This is a genomic window from Modestobacter sp. KNN46-3, assembly GCF_011039295.1.
Window position 1 is genome coordinate 1 of the sequence record NZ_JAAKGN010000007.1, and the last position, 19,315, is coordinate 19,315.

The 19,315-nt window shown below is 74.7% G+C and carries 16 protein-coding genes and 1 tRNA gene; 9 read left to right on the top strand and 8 right to left on the bottom strand.

Translation table 11 applies throughout. The features are described 5' to 3' along the window. Both G5C62_RS03705 and G5C62_RS03710 read right to left on the bottom strand, forming a co-directional pair. On the bottom strand, positions 1-560 hold a 560-nt coding region (locus tag G5C62_RS03705; protein WP_164699985.1), incomplete at its 3' end, for a Nif3-like dinuclear metal center hexameric protein. Between the two features lie 77 nt (positions 561-637). Then, a complete protein-coding gene (locus G5C62_RS03710) occupies positions 638-1,135 on the bottom strand; it encodes a GNAT family N-acetyltransferase (RefSeq protein ID WP_036334771.1) in 498 nt (165 codons plus the stop codon). 185 nt (positions 1,136-1,320) lie between these two features. On the opposite strand from G5C62_RS03710, the gene G5C62_RS03715 reads away from it, so the two are divergent. Beyond that, entirely contained in the window at positions 1,321-1,764 is a 444-nt protein-coding gene (locus tag G5C62_RS03715) for a hypothetical protein (RefSeq protein WP_156119075.1), read from the top strand. 96 nt (positions 1,765-1,860) lie between these two features. After that, positions 1,861-2,298: a hypothetical protein gene (locus G5C62_RS03720; RefSeq protein WP_164699986.1), complete on the top strand. Its 438-nt coding sequence runs from the start codon at positions 1,861-1,863 to the stop codon at positions 2,296-2,298. 31 nt (positions 2,299-2,329) lie between these two features. On the opposite strand, the gene G5C62_RS03725 is transcribed toward G5C62_RS03720, so the two are convergent. Then, a complete protein-coding gene (locus G5C62_RS03725) occupies positions 2,330-6,127 on the bottom strand; it encodes an ABC transporter ATP-binding protein (protein WP_241175682.1) in 3,798 nt (1,265 codons plus the stop codon). Positions 6,128-6,191: 64 nt separating this feature from the next. On the opposite strand from G5C62_RS03725, the gene G5C62_RS03730 reads away from it, so the two are divergent. After that, positions 6,192-8,150, top strand: a complete 1,959-nt coding sequence (locus G5C62_RS03730) for an FUSC family protein (RefSeq protein WP_164699987.1) — start codon at positions 6,192-6,194, stop codon at positions 8,148-8,150. A gap of 294 nt (positions 8,151-8,444) precedes the next feature. After that, entirely contained in the window at positions 8,445-9,125 is a 681-nt protein-coding gene (locus G5C62_RS03735) for an SPFH domain-containing protein (RefSeq protein ID WP_164699988.1), read from the top strand. A gap of 42 nt (positions 9,126-9,167) precedes the next feature. Here G5C62_RS03735 and G5C62_RS03740 read toward each other — a convergent pair. From G5C62_RS03740 to G5C62_RS03750, 3 genes are all read right to left on the bottom strand, one after another. Then, a tRNA-Val gene (locus G5C62_RS03740) sits at positions 9,168-9,239 on the bottom strand. Positions 9,240-9,306: 67 nt separating this feature from the next. Beyond that, on the bottom strand, positions 9,307-9,771 hold the full coding sequence (locus G5C62_RS03745; RefSeq protein WP_164699989.1) for a peroxiredoxin: 465 nt from the start codon (positions 9,769-9,771) through the stop codon (positions 9,307-9,309). A 43-nt stretch (positions 9,772-9,814) separates the two neighbouring features. Next, the gene (locus tag G5C62_RS03750) at positions 9,815-10,240 is read right to left on the bottom strand and encodes a DUF3052 domain-containing protein (protein ID WP_164699990.1); all 426 of its coding nucleotides are present in this window, start codon (positions 10,238-10,240) and stop codon (positions 9,815-9,817) included. Positions 10,241-10,636: 396 nt separating this feature from the next. On the opposite strand from G5C62_RS03750, the gene aceE reads away from it, so the two are divergent. Then, positions 10,637-13,441, top strand: coding sequence for a pyruvate dehydrogenase (acetyl-transferring), homodimeric type (gene aceE / locus G5C62_RS03755; protein WP_164699991.1), 2,805 nt, complete (start codon positions 10,637-10,639; stop codon positions 13,439-13,441). Between the two features lie 123 nt (positions 13,442-13,564). Here the strand turns inward: aceE and G5C62_RS03760 are convergent, their stop codons facing one another. Next, positions 13,565-14,779 (bottom strand): M20 family metallopeptidase, encoded by a 1,215-nt coding sequence (locus tag G5C62_RS03760; RefSeq protein WP_164699992.1) that lies wholly within the window; start codon positions 14,777-14,779, stop codon positions 13,565-13,567. A gap of 38 nt (positions 14,780-14,817) precedes the next feature. Further along, complete coding sequence (locus tag G5C62_RS03765; protein ID WP_164699993.1) at positions 14,818-15,348, bottom strand: pirin family protein; 531 nt, start codon at positions 15,346-15,348, stop codon at positions 14,818-14,820. 117 nt (positions 15,349-15,465) lie between these two features. Here G5C62_RS03765 and G5C62_RS03770 point away from each other — a divergent pair, with 117 nt between their 5' ends. From G5C62_RS03770 to G5C62_RS03785, 4 genes are all read left to right on the top strand, one after another. Continuing rightward, on the top strand, positions 15,466-16,632 hold the full coding sequence (locus G5C62_RS03770) for a CdaR family transcriptional regulator (RefSeq protein WP_231558549.1): 1,167 nt from the start codon (positions 15,466-15,468) through the stop codon (positions 16,630-16,632). A 149-nt stretch (positions 16,633-16,781) separates the two neighbouring features. Continuing rightward, positions 16,782-17,984: an acyltransferase domain-containing protein gene (locus tag G5C62_RS03775; RefSeq protein WP_164699994.1), complete on the top strand. Its 1,203-nt coding sequence runs from the start codon at positions 16,782-16,784 to the stop codon at positions 17,982-17,984. Beyond that, positions 17,981-18,949 (top strand): beta-ketoacyl-ACP synthase III, encoded by a 969-nt coding sequence (locus G5C62_RS03780; protein ID WP_164699995.1) that lies wholly within the window; start codon positions 17,981-17,983, stop codon positions 18,947-18,949. Before G5C62_RS03775 ends, G5C62_RS03780 begins: the two co-directional genes overlap by 4 nt. A 79-nt stretch (positions 18,950-19,028) precedes the next feature. Further along, a complete protein-coding gene (locus G5C62_RS03785) occupies positions 19,029-19,295 on the top strand; it encodes an acyl carrier protein (protein WP_164699996.1) in 267 nt (88 codons plus the stop codon). The last annotated feature ends 20 nt before the right edge of the window (positions 19,296-19,315 follow it).

Genomic DNA, 19,315 nt, shown 5'->3' on the forward strand with positions numbered 1-19,315 from the left:
GGCCCCGTGCAGGCTGACCACTTCGACCAGCAGAAGCTGCTGGCCCTCGCTGCGGAGGACGTCGCCCTCGCGCAACTCGCCCACCGCAAGCGCACCCTTCCCGAGCTCGCCGCCGTCGAGGCCGCCCCGGGGGCGGCCGCCGGCTCCAGCGGCACCGCATCGACCAGCCCCACGGCCGCGGCCAGCGCGTCGCTGACGCCGTGGCCGGCGGCCCGGTCGGCGTTGGTGTGCGCGACGAACAGCCCGATGCCGGCGCGCACCAGTCGGTGCACCACGCGGCCCTTGGGGTCGTCGGCCGGCACGCCGTGCACCGGGGTGAGCAGCAGCGGGTGGTGGGTGACCAGCAGGTCGGCGCCGGCGGCGATCGCCTCGTCGACCACGGCGGAGGTCGGGTCGACGGCGAAGAGCACCGAACGGACCCCCTCCGCCGGGTCACCGCAGACCAGCCCGACGGCGTCCCACGGCTCGGCGAGCGACGGGTCATAGCGGGCCTCCAGCGCGGCGATCACCGCACCGAGGGACCGGCCGGAGCCGCTCTGCTCGGCTGCCGGGCCGCTCATCGCCCACCTCGCACCGCGGTTGCCACGGGGAGGGACTGTAGGACAGCACCCTCCGTGGCGTGGGCACCGCTGCGCCGTCAGGTGACCACTCGCACCATCGCTACCCGCGGCCCGTGCCGGTCCAGTCCGAGCTCGGTCTCCCGGCGGCGCAACGCCTGCAGCCCGGGGGTCAGCTCGGTGGTCACCGACCAGCCGTGCCGGGCGTAGAACGGGGCGTTCCACGGGACGTCGGCGTAGGTGAGCAGCGTGACCCGGTCGGCGCCGGACTGCCGGGCCGCGTCCAGGGACGCCGCCAGCAGCGCGGTGCCGATCCCCCGCCGGCCGTGCGCCGGGTGCACCGACAGCTGCTCGAGGTGGACGGCGCCGTCCACCAGCTCCAGGACGGCGAACCCGGCGACCGGGCGGCCGGCGACCAGCACCCGCCAGGCCCGGGCGCGCTCCCCGGCGGTCGCGGGCAGCGGGAGGTCGGTGATGCCCAGCGGGACGAACAGCTCGTCAGCGGCGGCCTCCACGGCCGGGAGCTGCTGCAGGTCCTCCTCGTCGGCCACCCGCACCGGCGGTCCACCTGTCGACATGTCGGCACCCTGACACGTCGACCGATCGACGTGTCGACCGCGGCGGCCCTGCTCGTCGGACCCCGAGTGCGCAGAACTGGTCGACGACACACGCGGACTCGCCGGCGCGGGCAGCACCAACTGCTCACTCGGCGGACGCCTGCACGTTCTGGTCGTGGACGCGGGGGTCTGTCAGCCTGCCGGACATGGAAACCGGGGCGGTCATCACGGCGACGTCAGGGCAGGCGCCCGCCGAGCAGGTCTCTCGGCGATCGGTGGTCGTCCTGGCCGCCGCCCTGCTGCTGCCCGTGCTGGCCTACACCCTGACCGTGCTCGTGCCCTTCGCGACCAGCGACCTGGACGAGCTGCCGCTCCCCGAGCTCGCCGCCGGGGCGCTCGCCCCGGGGTGGCCGCACAGCGGAGCGCTGGACCTCGCCGGGGTCGCCGCACTGGTGCTGGTTCTGCTGGGGGCCCTGCTGTCACTCGGCGGCGCAGCGCTGCAGCTGCTCGCCCTGCTGCCCGCCGACCGGCGCACCCTCACCCCCTGGGTCGCGGCGGCGCTCGCGCTGGTCGCCGTCGGCAGCGTGGCCACCCTGTACTGGTTCCTCTCGCCGTTGGGCAGCGCGCTGACCAGCTGGCAGCTGGACTGAGTCCCAGCTCGTCCTCAGCAGGCCGGTGGACATCGACCACGTGAACGATCGACGGCCTGCTGGTCCAGATGGGCCGGACCTGTCAGCCTTCCCGGCATGAGCGCCGTGGCACAGGGGACGGTCAGCGCCCCGCCCCGACCGGTGGGTCGTCGCCGGGTCGCCCTGCTCGCCGGGTCGACCCTGCTCGCGGTGGCGCCCTACCTGGCCGGCATCCTGGTGCCCTACTACGTCAACGACCTCGACGTCCTGCCGCTGGCCGAGGTGTCCAGTGGCGCGTACGACCCCAAGGACCTCTGGCCGCAGGGCCCACTCGCCGGCCTCACCCAGCTCGCCGGCCTGCTCGCCATCAGTCTGACGCCGCTCGGCCTGCTGGCCGTGCTCACCGCCGCACTGACCGGCCTGGCCCCGCGCCGTCGGCGGAGCGCCCCGGTGGTGACGGCCGGTCTGGCGCTGGTGGCCCTGAGCTGCCTCGCCGCACTGGCGTTCTACTTCTCCCCGATGGGCGCGGCGCTCATGTCGTGGCGGCTGGACTGAGGACGGACCGCTCTGCCCCGGGCCGTGCTGCTCAGTCCATCAGCGGGTCGGCGTCCTCGTCGGCGGTGTAGGCGGCCCACAGTGCGGCGTAGGCGCCGCCGGCGGCCAGCAGCTCGGCGTGCGGGCCCACCTCGACGACCCGCCCGCCGTCGAGCACCGCCACCCGGTCGGCGCGGGCCGCGGTGGTGAGCCGGTGCGCCACGACCAGCGTGGTCCGCCGCCGGGCGACGACGTCGGCCGCCCGGGTGACCGCCGCCTCGGTGGCCAGGTCCAGTGACGCCGTCGCCTCGTCCAGCAGCAGGACGTCGGGGTCGACCAGCTGGGCCCGGGCCAGCGCCAGCAGCTGCCGCTGCCCGGCCGACAGCGACCGCCCGCGCTCCCCCACCCGCGTCCGGTAGCCCTGCGGCAGCCCGGCGACCATCTCGTGCGCGCCCACCGCGCGAGCCGCGGCCTCCACCTCCGCGTCCGAGGCGTCCGGCCGGCCGTAGGCGACCGCGTCGCGCACCGTGCCGGCGAACAGGAACGCCTCCTGCGGGACGACGCCGAGTCGGGCCCGGTACTGCAGCAGGTCCAGCGAGCGCAGGTCGGCGCCGTCGACGCAGACCGCCCCGGACGTCGGGTCGTAGAAGCGGGCGACCAGCTTCACCACCGTCGACTTGCCCGCCCCCGTCTCGCCCACCAGCGCCAGGGTCTCCCCCGGCGCCACGGTCAGCGAGACGTCGCGCAGCGCCGGGGGCGGGGCGCCGCGGTAGCTGAACGTGACGTCGACCAGCCGCACCTCCCCCCGCAGCCGGCCCACCGGCGCCGGGTCGGCCGCGGCCGGGGTGGAGGTCGGCGTCCGCAGCAGGTCGCGCAGCCGGCGAAGCCCCACCGCGGCCTGCTGGTAGCTGTCGAACACCTGGGACAGCTGCTGCACCGGGGAGAAGAACGTGTTCACGTACAGCACGAAGGCCAGCAGGACGCCGGCGGTGATGTCGCCGGCAGCCAGCCGTGCGGCGCCCACCGCCAGCACCGCGGCGGCGGCCACCTCGGAGAGGAACTCGACGAACGGGAAGTAGGTGGCGATGTACCGCTGGGCCCGCAGCCGCACGTCGCGGTAGGCCTGCGCGTACCCGCGGAAAGTGGCGGTCGAGTGCTCGGCCCGGTCGAAGGCCTGGGTCACCCGGATGCCGGCGACGTCCTCCTGCAACCGGGCGTTGACCGCGCTGACCCGCTCCCGGGCCTCGGTGTAGGCCGGCACCGACCGGGACCGGAACCACACGGTGGTGACCGCCAGCACCGGCAGCGACGCGACGAGCACCAGTGCCAGCACCACGTCGTAGAGGAACACCACGACCAGCACCCCGACCAGGGTCAGCACGCTGATCACCGCCGTGGTCAGCCCGGTCTGCAGGAACGCCGACAGTGCGTCGACGTCGGTGGTCATCCGGGTCATGATCCGGCCGCCGAGCTCGCGCTCGTAGTAGTCCAGCCCGAGCCGCTGGAGCTGGGCGAAGGTCTTCACCCGCAGCGTGTAGAGCAGCCGCTCGCCGGTGCGCCCGGTGAGCCAGGCCGCGCCCCGTCCCACGAGCAGACCGGCGCCGACGACGAGCAGGGCGATGCCGGCGACGCCGAACAGCAGGGACGTCGACCCGGCGGTGATCCCGTCGTCGACGCCCTTGCGCACCAGCGCCGGGATCGCCAGCTGCGCCGCGGTGTCCAGCGCCACCAGGACCAGCGCGCCGGCCAGCGGCCACCGGAACGGGCGGATCAGCCGCCACAGCGAGAACTCCCGGTCGCCGGCGCGGGCGCGGGCGGCCGGCACCTCGGGGTCGTCGACGGTCGGGGGCAGCCGGGCGACCAGTCGGCGCAGCACCGGCGTGGGCGCCGCCGCCGCCATCGCCGAGCCCCGCCCGCCGATGGAGGGGGCCGCGGGCCGCGCCGGGCCGTCGTCCTCGGCGACCGGCTCGGGCTGCGGCCAGGCGGCCGGGGTGGTCCTGCCGGCCGGCGGGGCGTCGTCCGCGGCCGGCTCGCCGCCGGTGCCGGACAGCAGCAGCCGGTACAGCGGTGAGCGCGCCTCCAGCTCCGCCGCGGTGCCGACGTCGACCACCCGCCCGGCGTCCAGCACGGCCACCCGGTCGGCCAGCGCCAGGGTGGAGCGGCGGTGCGCGACCAGCAGCGTCGTCCGGCCCCGGGCGGCGGTGCGCAGGGCGGCGTGGATCCGGGCCTCGACCGCGGCGTCGACCGCGGAGGTGGCGTCGTCGAGCACCAGCACCCGCGGGTCGGTGAGCAGGGCGCGGGCCAGCGCGACCCGTTGCCGCTGCCCGCCGGAGAGGGTCAGCCCCTGCTCACCGACGACGGTGTCGTAGCCGTCGGGCAGCTCGCTGATGAACCCGTCGGCCTGGGCGGCGCGGGCGGCGGCACGGACGTCGGCGTCGCTCGCGTCCGGGCGGCCGAAGGCGATGTTGGCGCGCACCGAGTCGGAGAACAGGAAGCTGTCCTCGAAGACGACGCCGAGCGCGCCGCGCAGCGCACCGAGGTCCAGGTCGCGGACGTCCCGGCCGCCGATCCGCACCGCCCCGACGGAGACGTCGTAGAAGCGGGGCAGCAGGCTCACCACGCTGGACTTGCCCGACCCCGAGGTGCCCACCAGCGCCAGCGTCTCCCCCGGCTCGACCCGCAGCGACACCCCGGAGAGCACCGGGCGGCCCGGCTCGTACCCGAAGGTCACCCCGGCGAGCTCGACCGGCAGCGGGCCTGCGGGCAGCGGGTCGGTGCCGGACACCAGCGTCGGCCGGGCGTCGATGATCTCCAGCACCCGCTCCACCCCGGCCCGGGCCTGCTGCCCGAGGGTGAGGACGGCGGCGAGCTGGCGCACCGGGGAGACGAGCACGGCCAGGTAGGTGGCGAAGGCCAGGAAGGTCCCCAGCGTGATGGAGCCGCGCAGCGCCAGCCACCCACCGAACGCCAGCACCCCCACCTGGCCCAGCGCCGGGACCGCCTGCAGCAGCGGGTTGTAGCGGGCGGTGAACCGGACCACCCGCATCCGGGCGCCGAACAGCCGGCGGGCACCGCCGTCGAGCCGGTCGAGCTCGCGGTCCTCCTGCCCGAACCCCTTCACCACCCGCACCCCGGTGACCGCGGCCTCGACGTCCCCGGCCACCACCCCGGCCTGCTGCTGGGCGGCCCAGTTGGCCGGGAACAGGTCCCGGCGGGAGCGCAGCGCCAGCCACCACAGCGCCGGGCCGACGGCGAGCGCGACCAGGGTGAGCAGCGGGGAGAGCCACGCCATGACGCCGAGGGAGACGACGAACAGCAGCGCGCTGCCGGTGAGGTTGGGCAGGAACGCCAGGAGCCCCTGCACGAGGGTGATGTCGCTGATCGAGCGGCTGACCGTCTGGCCGGTCTGCAGCCGGTCCTGGGCCGGGCCGTCCAGCCGGGACAGCGCCGCGGCGACGTCGTCGCGCAGGTCCAGTTGCACGTCCAGCGACAGCCGCCCGGCCAGGTAGCGGCGGACGAAGCCGGCCGCGAACCGGAGCACCCCGGCCAGCACGAGCGCGACGAGGAACGGCGTGACGCCGACGGGGCGCCCGGACTCCGCGCCGGCCACGACCCGGTCGACCACCTCGCGGGTCAGCAGCGGCACCCCGGCGGCGATCACCGAGCCGATCAGGGCCGCGCCGAACGCGCCGATCAGGTCGGCCCGGTGGCGCAGGCAGTAGCCGACGAGCCGGCGGAGCCAGCCGCCCTCGGGCACCGGGTCGGTCCGGTCGGCGGACGGTGCGGCGGTCTCCTCGACGGTGGCCGTCACTGCCGGGCCGGGCCGGTGCAGCGGTGGGCTCCCGGGCACGGCACGGCGTCCAGTGTGCGACGTCCTGGCCCTGCCCGCCGCGCCCGGGTGGGAGGCTGATCCTGTGGCGGAGCGGGGGTTGCGGGCGCCGGCCTGGCTCGAGGAGCTGGTGCGCACCAGCCCGGCGAGCGTGCCGTGGCGGGACGTCACCCGTTTCGCCCTGGTCATCCCCGGCCCGCTGGCCCTCGCCCTGGCGATCGGGGGCGTGCAGGGACCGGCGGTGGGGGCCGGGGTCTTCGCCACCATGGGCGCGCTGGCCGCGACGTTGGCGCCGCAGTCGGGCCCGCTCCGGGTCCGGCTGCGCCGGGTCGCCGCGGCGTCGCTGCTGGGGGGCGTCGGCCTGCTCGTCGGGCAGGGCCTGACCGGCGGCGGCTGGCAGCCGGTGCTGCTCATGGTCGTCGTCTCGGCGGTCGCCGCCCTGCTGAGCTCGATCAGCGGCGCCTTCTCCCTGGGCGCCCTGCAGCTGCTCATCTACACCGCGATCTCCTCCGGGCTGGAGACCCCGCTGTCGGCCGGCGTGGAGCTCGGCTTCTTCCTGATCGGGGCGGCGTGGGGGGCCCTCGCCGTGCTGGTGCAGGCGCGCACCGAGCAGCTGGACCCCGACCGGTCCGCCGTGGGGGTGGTGTTCACCCGGGTCGCCGAGCTGCTCGAGGCGATCGGCACCGACCGCACCGAGGAGGCCCGCCGCGAGCTCACCCTGGCGCTGAACGCCGGCTACGACCGGGTCCTCTACGCGCGCAGCCGCTCGGCCGGCCGCAGCCGGGAGCTCGCCGAGCTGGCCGGGGTGCTCAACGCCGCCGCACCGCTGGTGGAAGGCGCGGTGGCCAGTGCCCGGGGCGGGGTGTCGGCCGACTCCCGGGACATCGGGGCCGCGCACGCCCTGGCCACCGCCGTCACCAGCCGCCGGCCGGTGCTGGGCGAACGGCCGCCGCCGGTCGAGGACGCACCCGCGCCGCGCCGGGCGGTCCGGCACGGCCTGCGGCTGGTGTGGAACGTCGTCGGCGACCCGGAGGAGCGGGCCTCGGCGGCGGTGGTGCGCCCCGAGCTGGAGTGGCGGGTGCGGCTGCACGACCTGTTCGACCGCACCGTGGGCAACGCCGACTCCCGGGCGTTCGTCGTCCGGCTCACGCTGTGCATGACGGTCGCCGAGATCGCCCGCCAACTGCTGCCCATCGAGCGGCCCTACTGGGTGCTGCTGACCGTGGCCATCGTGCTCAAGCCCGACTACGGCTCGGTGTTCACCCGCGCGGTCCAGCGCGGGGCGGGCACCCTGCTCGGCGTCCTGATCGGGTCGCTGCTGCTGACCTTCTTGGAGCGGGACGCCTGGGTGCTGCTCCCCCTGGCACTGTCCGCCGGTGCACTGCCGTGGGCCCGCAGCGGCAACTTCGGGCTGTTCTCCGTCTTCCAGACCCCGCTGATCATCCTGCTCCTGGACCTGGCCACGCCCAGTGGAGCCGGGCTGGTCGGTGCCCGGCTGGTCGACACCCTGATCGGCTGCGCGATCGTGCTGGTGTTCGGCTACCTGCTGTGGCCGCAGACCTGGCGGGCCCCGCTGGACGACGCGCTGCGCAGCGCGACCCTGGCGCTGGACCGCTTCGTCGCCGCCGCGTTCACCGAGGGGCCCGAGGCGACCCGGCGAGCCCGCCGGGGCAGCTACCGGGCGCTGACCGAACTGCAGACCCAGCTGCAGCGCCGGCTGGCCGAGCCGCCGCCGATCAGCAGCCGGGCGGCGGCCTGGTGGCCGGTCATCGTGCAGCTGGAACGGACGTCGGACGCCGTCACCGAGGCGGTCATCGCGCTGCGCGCGGGCGAACCGGCCCCCGACCCGGCGCAGGTCGGCGTGCTGCGCAAGGCGATCCGGGAGCTGGAGCGGGACCTGCGCGAACACCGCGCCCCCGACGACGCCGAGATCGACGCCGACGGCGTCCTCGCCCCGGTCGCCCGGGAGGTGGACGCCGCCCGCCGGCTGATCCGGGAGACCACCCCGGGCCGGCGGTCCGGCGTCCGCGGCACCGACGACTGATCCCGGCAAGTCGCTCGCTCACACCGCCGGTTCCCGCTACCGTTCCCGCTCGCCCGGGGTCAGCAGCCGGACGGCATCGCCGTCGCAGGTCCTGCGTGTCGGCTCCGGGCATGCCATGTCAGGGCAGACGTCTGCGGAACGTCCGGGGGTTCGACTCCTCAGGCCGTCCGGCGCACGGTCATCCCGGCGCGACCGGCCTGCGGCACCTCGGTGCCCCCCGTCCGTGCCCGACCGCGCGCCGGACGGTCGCCCCGGCGGGCAGCCGGTCGAGCGAACAGGGAGAGGGCGCCGGTCGTGCGCATCATCGTCGAGGAGTGGGAGCGGGTCCTGGCCTACCGGGACGGTCGCTTCACGGAGGTCCTGGCACCGGGACGGCACCGCCGGGCGCGGCGGCGGCAGCGGTTCGTCCGGGTCACCGTGCGGCCGCGGCTGCTCGTGGTGCCCGGTCAGGAGGTGCTGACCGCCGACGGGCTGACGGTCAAGGTGAGCCTCTTCGCGACCTGCCGGACGGTGGACCCCCGCCGCTGGCACGAGGCGGTCGAGGACGCCGACGCGTTCGTCTACGCAGCGCTGCAGGTGGCGCTGCGCGAGGCGGTCGCCGGGCGGACCCTCGACGAGCTGCTGACCGCCCGGGAGGCCCTGCCGGCGGCGCTGCACGAGCCGGTCGAGGCTCGGGCGGAGGCGGTCGGGGTCACGGTCGAGGACGTCGCCCTGCGCGATGTGATGGTGCCCGCCGAGCTGCGGCGGGCCGCCGCGGAGGTCGCCGCGGCGCGGGCCCAGGGGCAGGCCGCCCTCGAGCGCGCCCGCTCCGCGGTGGCGGCCACCCGGGCACTGGCCAACGCGGCGCGGATGGTCGCCGAGCAGCCGGCGCTGCTCCAGCTGCGGACGCTGCAGGCGGTCGAGGCCGGTGGGGCGACCGTCGTCCTCACCACCACCTCGGCCGGAACCGAGACCGGGGCACGGCCGGTGCCCTGACGTCGCCGACGCCGGCCCGCAGTTGCGGCGTGGGTGTGGGGGTGGGCGCGGCAGGGATCGAACCTGCGACCGCTCGCTTGTAAGGCGAGAGCTCTCCCGCTGAGCTACGCGCCCGTGCGGCCAGGGTAGCGGGAGGTCGCCCGGACCCTGGCCGCCCGAGGGACTGCGGTGGGACGGCGGCTCAGGCCGCGACGAGCTGCCCGACTGCGTCCTTCCAACCCGACTGCGCCCGCGCGTCACCGGGCTGGTTGACCTCGGTGAAGACCAGCGTGCCCCCGGCGTCGACCAGGAACGTGCCGCGCAGCGCCATCCCGGCCCGCTCGTTGAACACCCCGTAGGCCTCCGCGGTCGCCCCGTGCGGCCAGAAGTCCGACAGCAGCGGGAAGGTGAGCCCCTGCTCGGCCTTGAACGCCTTGAGGCTGAAGGTGGGGTCGGTGCTGATGGCGACCACCTGCACCCCGGCGTCGGTGTAGGTGTCCAGGTCATCGCGCAGCTGGCACAGCTCGCCGGTGCAAGTGCCGGAGAAGGCGAACGGGTAGAAGACCACGAGCACCGGCGCCCCCCGCAGCCCGGCCAGGGAGACCACCTGCTTGTCCTGGTCGGGCAGGCTGAACTCGGGGGCGGCGTCGCCGACGGAGAGGGTCATCCCGCGATCGTGCCCCACCTCCGGCGCCGGCGCCGGGTCGAGCTCAGCGGCGGGAGCGGGCTGCCTTCGGGGTGACCAGCCGGATGCCCGACCAGTCCTTGGCCGCGGAGATGCTGGAGGTCTGTGCGAGCCCGGCGGTGGGGGCGGCCTCGGTGACGTCACCGGGCTCGACGTGGCCGGGGCGCCCGGACTTCGGCACGAGCAGCCAGACGACGCCGTCCTCGGCGAGCGAGGCGATCGAGTCGACGAGGGCGTCGATCAGGTCGCCGTCCTCGTCGCGCCACCACAGCAGGACGACGTCGGCCACCTCGTCGGAGTCCTCGTCGACCATCTCGCCGCCCGAGAGCTCGACGACGGAGTCGCGCAGGTCCTCGTCGGCGTCCTCGTCCCAGCCGAGCTCCTGCACGACCATGCCCGGCTTGATCCCCAGCCGGGCAGCCATGCTGGTGCTGCCCGAGTCGACGCTCATCCCTGCTGTTCCTCCGTGTGCTCGGCTGCCCGGTCTGGCCCGGACGGTCTCGTGTGCTGCTGTGCGGTCTTGCGCGCCTCGTCGCGTGGTGCGCCGGTGCGATGGTCCTGGGGGGATGGTGCCCTGTCCTGGCCCAGACTGCCTGGTCGGGACCTCTCGTGGACTCGACCCGACCCCCTCTGCCCGGGTGGAAGGCGGCCCCTGGCGTGCCCGTCCCCCGCGTCTGGCGGGGTCCGGGCCCACGCTGTCCGGGCCACCGTTGCAGCGGAGCGTAGGGCATGGACGGGCAGGCGCAAGGCCCTGACCGGGCGGCACGGCTGCGCCGCCGTCCCGCCTGGCAGGACACGACACGGGGCGGACGTGACGCGCGCCGCCTCGGCAGGAGACGATGGGGGCATGAGCGCAACGCAGCAGTCGGACGGAGACCCCGCCCGCACCCTCGGCAGCCCCCGTGCGGTCATCACCGACGGGCGGGCCAGCCAACTCCCGGACACCGACCCGGAGGAGACCCAGGAGTGGCTGGAGTCCCTCGACGCGGTCGTCGACCACGCCGGTCGGAACCGCGCCCGCTACCTCATGCTCCGCATGCTCGAGCGCAGCCGTGAGCAGCAGGTCGGCGTCCCCGCGCTCCGCAGCACCGATTACATCAACACGATCCCGCCGGAGCAGGAGCCGTGGTTCCCCGGCGACCTGGAGGCCGAGCGGAAGATCCGCCACGCCATCCGCTGGAACGCCGCGATCATGGTGCACCGCGCGCAGCGGCCGAGCATCGGCGTCGGCGGCCACATCTCCTCCTACGCGTCGTCGGCCATGCTCTACGAGGTCGGCTTCAACCACTTCTTCAAGGGCAAGGACCACCCGAGCGGCGGCGACCAGCTCTACTTCCAGGGCCACGCCTCCCCCGGCATCTACGCCCGCGCCTACCTCGAGGGGCGGCTCGACGAGCACCAGCTCGACGGGTTCCGCCAGGAGGTCAGCCACCCCGGCGGCGGGCTGTCGTCCTACCCGCACCCCCGGCTGATGCCGGACTTCTGGGAGTTCCCCACCGTCTCGATGGGGCTCGGCCCGCTGAACGCGATCTACCAGGCGCGGTTCAACCGCTACCTGCACAACCGCGGCATCGCCGACACCGCCGACCAGCACGTGTGGGCCTTCCTCGGCGACGGCGAGACCGACGAGCCGGAGTCGCTCGGCCCGATCGGGCTGGCCGCCCGTGAGGAGCTGGACAACCTCACCTTCGTCATCAACTGCAACCTGCAGCGCCTCGACGGCCCGGTCCGCGGCAACGGCAAGGTCATCCAGGAGCTGGAGTCCTTCTTCCGCGGCGCCGGCTGGAACGTCATCAAGGTGATCTGGGGCCACGGCTGGGACAAGCTGCTGGCCGCCGACCGCGACGGCGCGTTGGTCAACCTGATGAACTCCACGCCCGACGGTGACTACCAGACCTACAAGTCCGAGGACGGCGCCTTCGTCCGCGAGCACTTCTTCGGCCGCGACCCGCGCACCCGCAAGCTGGTCGAGGGCATGACCGACGACGAGGTCTGGCAGCTCGCCCGCGGCGGCCACGACTACCGCAAGGTCTACGCCGCCTACAAGGCCGCGATGGACCACAAGGGCCAGCCGACGGTCATCCTGGCCAAGACCATCAAGGGCTACACCCTGGGCAGCCACTTCGAGGGCCGGAACTCCACGCACCAGATGAAGAAGCTGACCGCCGAGGACCTGGTGGGCTTCCGCGACCGGCTGGAGATCCCGATCCCCGACGAGCAGCTGGACAAGACGCTGCCGCCCTATTACAAGCCCGACCCGGACTCCCCCGAGATGCAGTACATGCTCGAGCGGCGCCGTCAGCTGGGTGGCTCGATCCCGCGTCGCCGGTCGGAGCACAAGCCACTGAAGACGCCGGAGGACAAGGCCTTCGACGTCCTCAGGCGCGGCTCGGGCAAGCAGGAGGTGGCCACCACCATGGCCTTCGTCCGGCTGCTCAAGGAGCTGATCAAGGACAAGGAGCTCGGCCCGCGCTTCGTGCCGATCATCCCCGACGAGGCCCGCACCTTCGGGATGGACTCGCTCTTCCCGACGCAGAAGATCTACAACCCGCACGGGCAGAACTACACGTCGGTCGACCGCGAGCTGATGCTGGCCTACAAGGAGTCCAAGCAGGGACAGATCCTGCACGAGGGGATCAACGAGGCCGGCTCCACGGCGTCGTTCACCGCCGCGGGCACCTCCTACGCCACGCACGGCGAGGCGATGATCCCGATCTACATCTTCTACTCGATGTTCGGGTTCCAGCGCACCGCCGACTCGATCTGGGCGGCCGCCGACCAGATGACCCGCGGGTTCCTGCTGGGCGCCACCGCCGGCCGGACGACGCTGAACGGTGAGGGCCTGCAGCACGAGGACGGGCACTCGCTGCTGCTGGCCGCGACCAACCCCGCCGTCGTCACCTACGACCCCGCGTTCTCCTACGAGGTCGGGCACATCACCAAGGACGCCCTGGCGCGGATGTACGGCAACGACCCGGGCGCTCCGCTCGGTGGGCACCGCGACCCGAACGTCATGTACTACCTGACGATCTACAACGAGCCCTACCGGCAGCCGGCCGAGCCCGAGGGCCTGGACGTGTCCGGTCTGCTGGCCGGCATGTACCGCTACGCCGAGGGCCCGCAGACCGAGGGGCCCAAGGCGCAGGTGCTCGCCTCCGGGGTGGCCGTCCCGTGGGCGCTGCGGGCCCAGGAGCTGCTGGCGGACGACTGGGGGGTGTCGGCCGACGTGTGGTCGGTGACCTCGTGGACCGAGCTGCGCCGCGAGGCGCTCGAGGCCGACGAGTGGAACCTGGTGCACCCGGCCGAGGAGCCGAAGGTCCCCTTCGTCACCCAGCGGCTCAGCGGCACCGAGGGCCCGATCGTGGCCGTGTCGGACTGGATGAAGGCCGTTCCGGACCTGATCGCGCCGTTCGTCCCCGGTGGGCTGGCCAGCCTGGGCACCGACGGGTTCGGGCTCTCCGACACCCGACCGGCGCTCCGGCGGCACTTCCACGTCGACGCCGAGGCGGTCGTCGTCCGCACCCTGGCCTCGCTGGCCCAGCGCGGGGAGATCGACCGCGACGTCGTCCGTCAGGCGCTGGAGAAGTACCAGGAGCGCGACGAGCAGGCCGCTCCGGAGGAACAGCGCACGGACGACCACCCCGCCACCTGACCCCCGCGGCCACCGGCCGGCAACGATCAGGTGACCCGACCGAAGACGGTCCCCCCGCAGCAACGCTGGTGCGGGGGGACAGTCGGTGATCAGGTCACCTGATCACCGCTGACGCGCGTGGCGTCAGCCGGCGAGGGCCTGGGCCGCCATGAAGGCGTACATCGCCACCCCGGCCGGCAGGGCGTCCTCGTCGAAGACGACCAGGTCGGAGTGGTTGCCCGGGGCCGTCGCCGGGTCGAGCTCCGGCGGGCAGGCGCCCAGGAAGGCCATCGCGCCGGGCACCTGCTCCAGCACGTAGGAGAAGTCCTCGGCACCCATCAGCGGCGCTGCCATGACGGTGCTGGCCTGCTCACCCAGCAACTGCGCGGCCGCCGCGGTCACCTGGGCGGCCACCTCGCCGTCGTTGACGGTCACCGGGTAGCCCTCGACCCGGATGAACTCCGCCCGCAGGTCGTGGGCGGCGGCGACGTGCTCGGCGACCCGCTGCACCGAGGCCAGGACGTCGGCCCGCCGCTCCGGCGAGAGGGTGCGGATCGTGCCGTCCATGACCGCGAACGGCGGGATGATGTTGTCCTTGGTGCCCGCCTCCAGGTGCCCGACGGTGACCACGGCCGGGTCGAAGACGTCGACCCGGCGGGTGACCATCGCCTGCAGCGCCAGCACGATCTCGGCGGCGACCGGCACCGGGTCGGCGGCCAGGTGCGGGGTGGATGCGTGCCCGCCGCGCCCGTGCACGGTGATCCGGAACTGGTCGGCCGAGGCCATCATGGCGCCGGCCCGCACGTTGATCGTGCCGGTCGGGAACACCGTGGAGATGTGCAGCGCGAACGCGCCGCTGACCGGGGCATCGGGGACGACGTCGAGCAGCCCCTCCTCCAGCATGAAACGGGCGCCGTGGTGGCCCTCCTCCCCCGGCTGGAACATGAACACCACCTGCCCGGCCAGGCTGTCCCGGCGCTCGGCGAGCAGCCGCGCGGCGCCGGCCAGCATCGCCACGTGGGTGTCGTGCCCGCAGGCGTGCATCGCCCCGGGCACCTCGGAGGCGAACGGCAGACCGGTGGCCTCGGTCAGCGGGAGCGCGTCCATGTCCCCGCGCAGCAGGTACGTGGGGCCGGGGCGACCGCCGCGCAGCACCCCGACCACCGAGGTCGTGCTGGTGCCGGTGGTCAGCTCGATCGGCAGGTCCCCGAGCGCGGCCAGCACCATCGCCTGGGTCGCCGGGAGCTGCAGGCCGACCTCGGGCTGGCGGTGCAGCCGGCGGCGCAGGTCCACGGTGCGGTCGGCGTCGGCGCGGGCGGCGGCGAGCAGGTCAGGGGCGAGGGATGCGTCGGCAGGCATGCGGCCAGTCTGTAGCAGGGCTCAGCACCTGCACCAGGTCAGTCGGCCCAGGCCGGCCGGGCGGCGTCCAGTTGCCAGACCAGGACGGTGGCCGGGCCCTCGACCGGCCCGGCCCCCGGTTCCACGGTCACCTCGCCGTCCCGGGCGAGCACCCGCAGCCCGGGTGGCACCTCGGCGCCGGCCTCCCCCAGCCAGAGCCGGGCGTCGGGCCGGCCGAGGTCCACCCACCCGGTCGGCCGGAGCAGGACGTCGTGCGCCGGCTGCGCCCCGGGGTCGGCGGCCCGCAGGTACGTCTGGACGACGTGCGCTCCCCCGACGCCGGCCACCTCGTCGTGCTCCAGCCCACGGCCGGCGCGCAGGACGGCGACGTCACCGGCCCCCAGCACGGCCTCACGCCCCCAGGCATGCCGCAGCGAGCCGGCCAGCACGACCGCCACCACGTCGACGTCGGTGTGGGCGTGCCGCCCGTAACCGGTCGCCGCGCCGAGCCGGTCGTCGGCCATCCGCAGCAGCGGGCCCAGCGACCCGTCCTGGGGGGCCAGCAGTACCCGGGAGTCCAGCCCGCTCATCGGCGGGCCCCCGGACGGGCGGCGGGGACGGGGTGACCCGGAGGAGCGGTGTGCACCGCTCCACGATCCCTGACGCGGGGTGCGCCGTGACAGGCTGGTGGGATGGGAGCAGGTCCGGTGCGCACACAGCCCTCGGAGGCGACGTTGCGCCGGCTCGAGCGCTCCTCGGGAGCCCTGGCCACCCAGGCGGTGGCCCGGATGGACGAGGAGCTGTCCTGGTTCCGGGCGATGCCTGCCAGCCAGCGGTCCTGGGTCACCCTGGTCGCGCAGGCCGGCATCGCCTCGCTGGTCGAGTGGTGCCGCAACCCCGGCCGGCCGCCGCGGCTGACCGGAGAGGTCTTCGGCGCCGCCCCCCGCGAGCTGATGCAGGCCGTGCCGCTCAAGCGCTCGGTCGACCTGATCAAGGTGACCGTCGAGGTGGTCGAGGACCGGGTCGAGCAGGTCGCCGAGCCCGGCGACGCCGACCGGCTGCGGCTGACCGTGCTGCAGTTCAGCCGGGAGATCGCCTTCGCCGCGGCCCACGTCTACGCGAGCTTCGCCGAGAACCGCGGCGCGTGGGACGCCCGGCTGGAGGCGCTGGTCGTCGACGCCCTGGTCCGCGGTGACCGCTCCGACGAGCTGCCCGGCCGGGCCGCGGCCCTCGGCTGGACGGAGACCGAGCCGGTCGTCGTCCTGGTCGGTTCGGCACCGCCGGGTGAGGACGACGCCCGCGCCGCCGTCCGCCGGGCGGCCCGGTCGCTGGGCTGCGAGGTGCTCGTCGGGGTGCACGCCGACGAGCTGGTCGTCGTCCTCGGCGGTGCCGCCGACCTGGCCCAGATCACCTCCCGGGTGTGCCGAGAGTTCGGCCCCGGCCCGGTGGTGCTCGGCCCGCGGGTCGACTCGCTGGCCCACGCCGGGGAGTCCGCGACCGTGGCCCTGGCCGGGCTGCGCGCCGCTGCGGCGTGGCCCGGCGCGCCCCGGCCGGTCGAGGCCGAGGACCTGCTGCCCGAGCGGGCGCTGGACGGCGATCCCCTGGCCCGTTCCGCACTGGCCGACCGGGTGGTGGCGCCCCTGCAGGCGGCCGGCGCCGAGGTGCTGGAGACCGTGCGCACCGTGCTGGGCAACGGGGGCAACCTCGAGGCCACCGCCCGGGCGCTGTTCGTGCACACCAACACCGTGCGGTACCGGCTCAAGCGGGCCGCCGAGCTCACCGGCTACTCGGCCACCGACCCGCGGGGAGCCTGGACTCTGCAGTTGGCACTGGCCCTCGCGCAGCTCGAGGGTGGCCGCTCCCTCTGGCACTGAGGGGCCACCTGTTGTGGTCTCTCGGCCCGACACGCGGCCTCGCAGTCGGGTTGCCGGGCCCTCATTTGGAGGGATCCTCCAAGAAGAGGCCGTGGATCTTCGTGGGCGATGCCAGCCCGTGGAGGCCCCCGGGCTGGCACGGTGGACGCGTGTTGGCCGTTCTCGCCCCCGGACAGGGTGCACAGAAGCCCGGGATGCTCACCGACTGGCTCGAGCTCCCCGGCGCCGAGTCCTTCTTCCGCTGGGCCGGTGCGATCGCCGACGCCGACCTCCTGGAGCTCGGCACCACCGGTGACGCCGAGGCCATCAAGGACACCGCGGTCACCCAGCCGCTGGTCGTCGCGATGAGCCTGTTCATCGCCCGCGAGCTCGGTGGGATGCCCGGTCCGGTGGTGCACTCCCCGCACGCCGGGCGGGACGTCGTGATCACCGGGCACAGCGTCGGCGAGCTGACCGCCGCTGCACTGGCCGGTGTCCTCTCCGTCGAGGCGGCGATCGCGCTGACCGCCGTCCGCGGCCGGGCCATGGCCCGCTCCTGCGCGCAGACCCCGACCGGGATGTCCGCCGTCCTCGGTGGTGACCCCGACGAGGTGCTCGCCGCCCTCGAGCAGCACGGTCTGGTGCCGGCCAACCGCAACGGTGGTGGGCAGATCGTCGCCGCCGGTCCGCTCGACGGCCTGGCCGCCCTGAAGGCGGACCCGCCGGCCAAGGCGCGGATCATGCCGCTGTCGGTGGCCGGGGCGTTCCACACCCACCACATGGCCTCCGCCCGCGGGGAGCTCGAGGCGCTGATCGGTGGGCTCCGCCCGGCCGACCCGAGCCGGCTGCTGCTCTCCAACGCCGACGGCGCCGCGGTCGACAACGGCGCCGAGGTGCTCTCCCGGCTGGTCAGCCAGGTGACCAGCCCGGTCCGCTTCGACGCCTGCCTGGCCACCCTGCGCGACCTCGGGGTCACCGCCGTCCTGGAACTGCCGCCCGCCGGCGCACTGGCCGGCCTGGCCAAGCGCGAGTGGAAGGGCTCGGACATCGAGGTGCTGGCGCTGACCAGCCCCGCCGACCTGGACCGCGCCCGCGAGCTGATCGCCGCCGAGCGCGGCCGGGCCGAAGCCGAGCACTCCCCCGACTGGCGCGTCGTGGTCTCCCCCGTCCGGGGCACCGTGCGCCCGGCGGAGGTCCCCGAGGGCACCCGCCTCCCTGCCGGCAGCCCGCTGGGCTCCGTGCAGAGCCGGCGCGAGGAGGTCAACGTCTCCACCGGCTACGACGGCGTCCTCGCCGAGTGGCTCGTGCACGACGGCGACCTCGTCGACGCCGGTGACCCGATCGCCCGTCTCTACCCGGAGGTGTCCGCGTGACCACCATCAAGCTGCGGGAAGGAGCCCCCGGCGCGAGCATCCTCGGCCTGGGCTCCTACCGCCCCCGCCGCCGGGTGACCAACGACGAGCTCGCCCAGGTGATGGACACCAACGACGAGTGGATCCAGTCCCGGGTCGGCATCGCCGAGCGCCGCTGGGCGTCGGAGGACGAGACGCTGGTCGACATGTCCATCGCCGCCGGCGGCAAGGCGCTGGCGGCGAGCGGGCTGGCGCCGGACCAGATCGACCTGGTCATCGTGGCCAGCGCCAGCCTGACCGCGCCGATCCCGGGCATCGGCCCGCAGGTCGCGCACCGGCTGGGCATCCCGCGCCCCGGCGCCTTCGACCTCAACGCCGGCTGCGCCGGCTTCTGCTACGCGCTCAGCGTGGCCAACGACGCCATCCGCACCGGCGAGGCCACCAACGTGCTGGTGGTCGGGGTCGAGCGGCTCTCCGACGTCACCGACCAGACCGACCGCAGCACCGCGGTGATCTTCGCCGACGGCGCCGGGGCCGCCGTCCTGGGGCCCACCGACGAGCCGGGCATCGGCCCGGTCGCCTGGGGCAGCGACGGCGACCAGTACACCGCCATTGAGATCGCGGCCGGCCGCTCGACCATGACGATGGCCGGTCAGGCCGTCTACCGCTGGGCCACCACGAAGCTGACCCAGACGCTCATCGAGGCGATGGAGAAGGCCGGCGTCACCGCCGCCGACATCGACGTCTTCGCCCCACACCAGGCCAACCTGCGGATCATCGAGTCGATGGCCAAGAAGCTCGGCTTCGGCGAGGACACCGTGATCGCCCGGGACGTCGTCCAGTCGGGCAACACCTCGGCCGCCTCCGTCCCGCTGGCGCTCACCGCGCTGATGGAGTCCGGTGAGGCCAAGTCCGGTGACCTGGCCCTGGTGCTCGGCTACGGCGCCGGGCTCACCTTCGCCGGTCAGGTGCTGCGCCTCCCCTGAGGCGCGCGACCGACCGGCCACAGACCCCCGGGACACCCGTCCCGGACGAGGCGGAGACCCTCCCGGGCCCCCGCCACCCATGCCACAGAGAGGACCCCGCGTGCCCAGCACCGCAGACATCCAGGCCGGTCTCGCCGAGATCCTGGAGGAGGTGGCCGGGGTCGCCCCCGCCGACGCCACCCCCGAGAAGTCCTTCACCGACGACCTCGACGTCGACTCGCTGTCGATGGTCGAGATCGCCACCGCCGTCGAGGACAAGTTCGGCGTGGCGATCCCGGACGACGAGCTCGCCAACATCAAGACCGTCGGCGACGCGATGTCGTTCATCGAGAAGAACCAGGGCTGAGGGAGGACCACCCTTCCGGC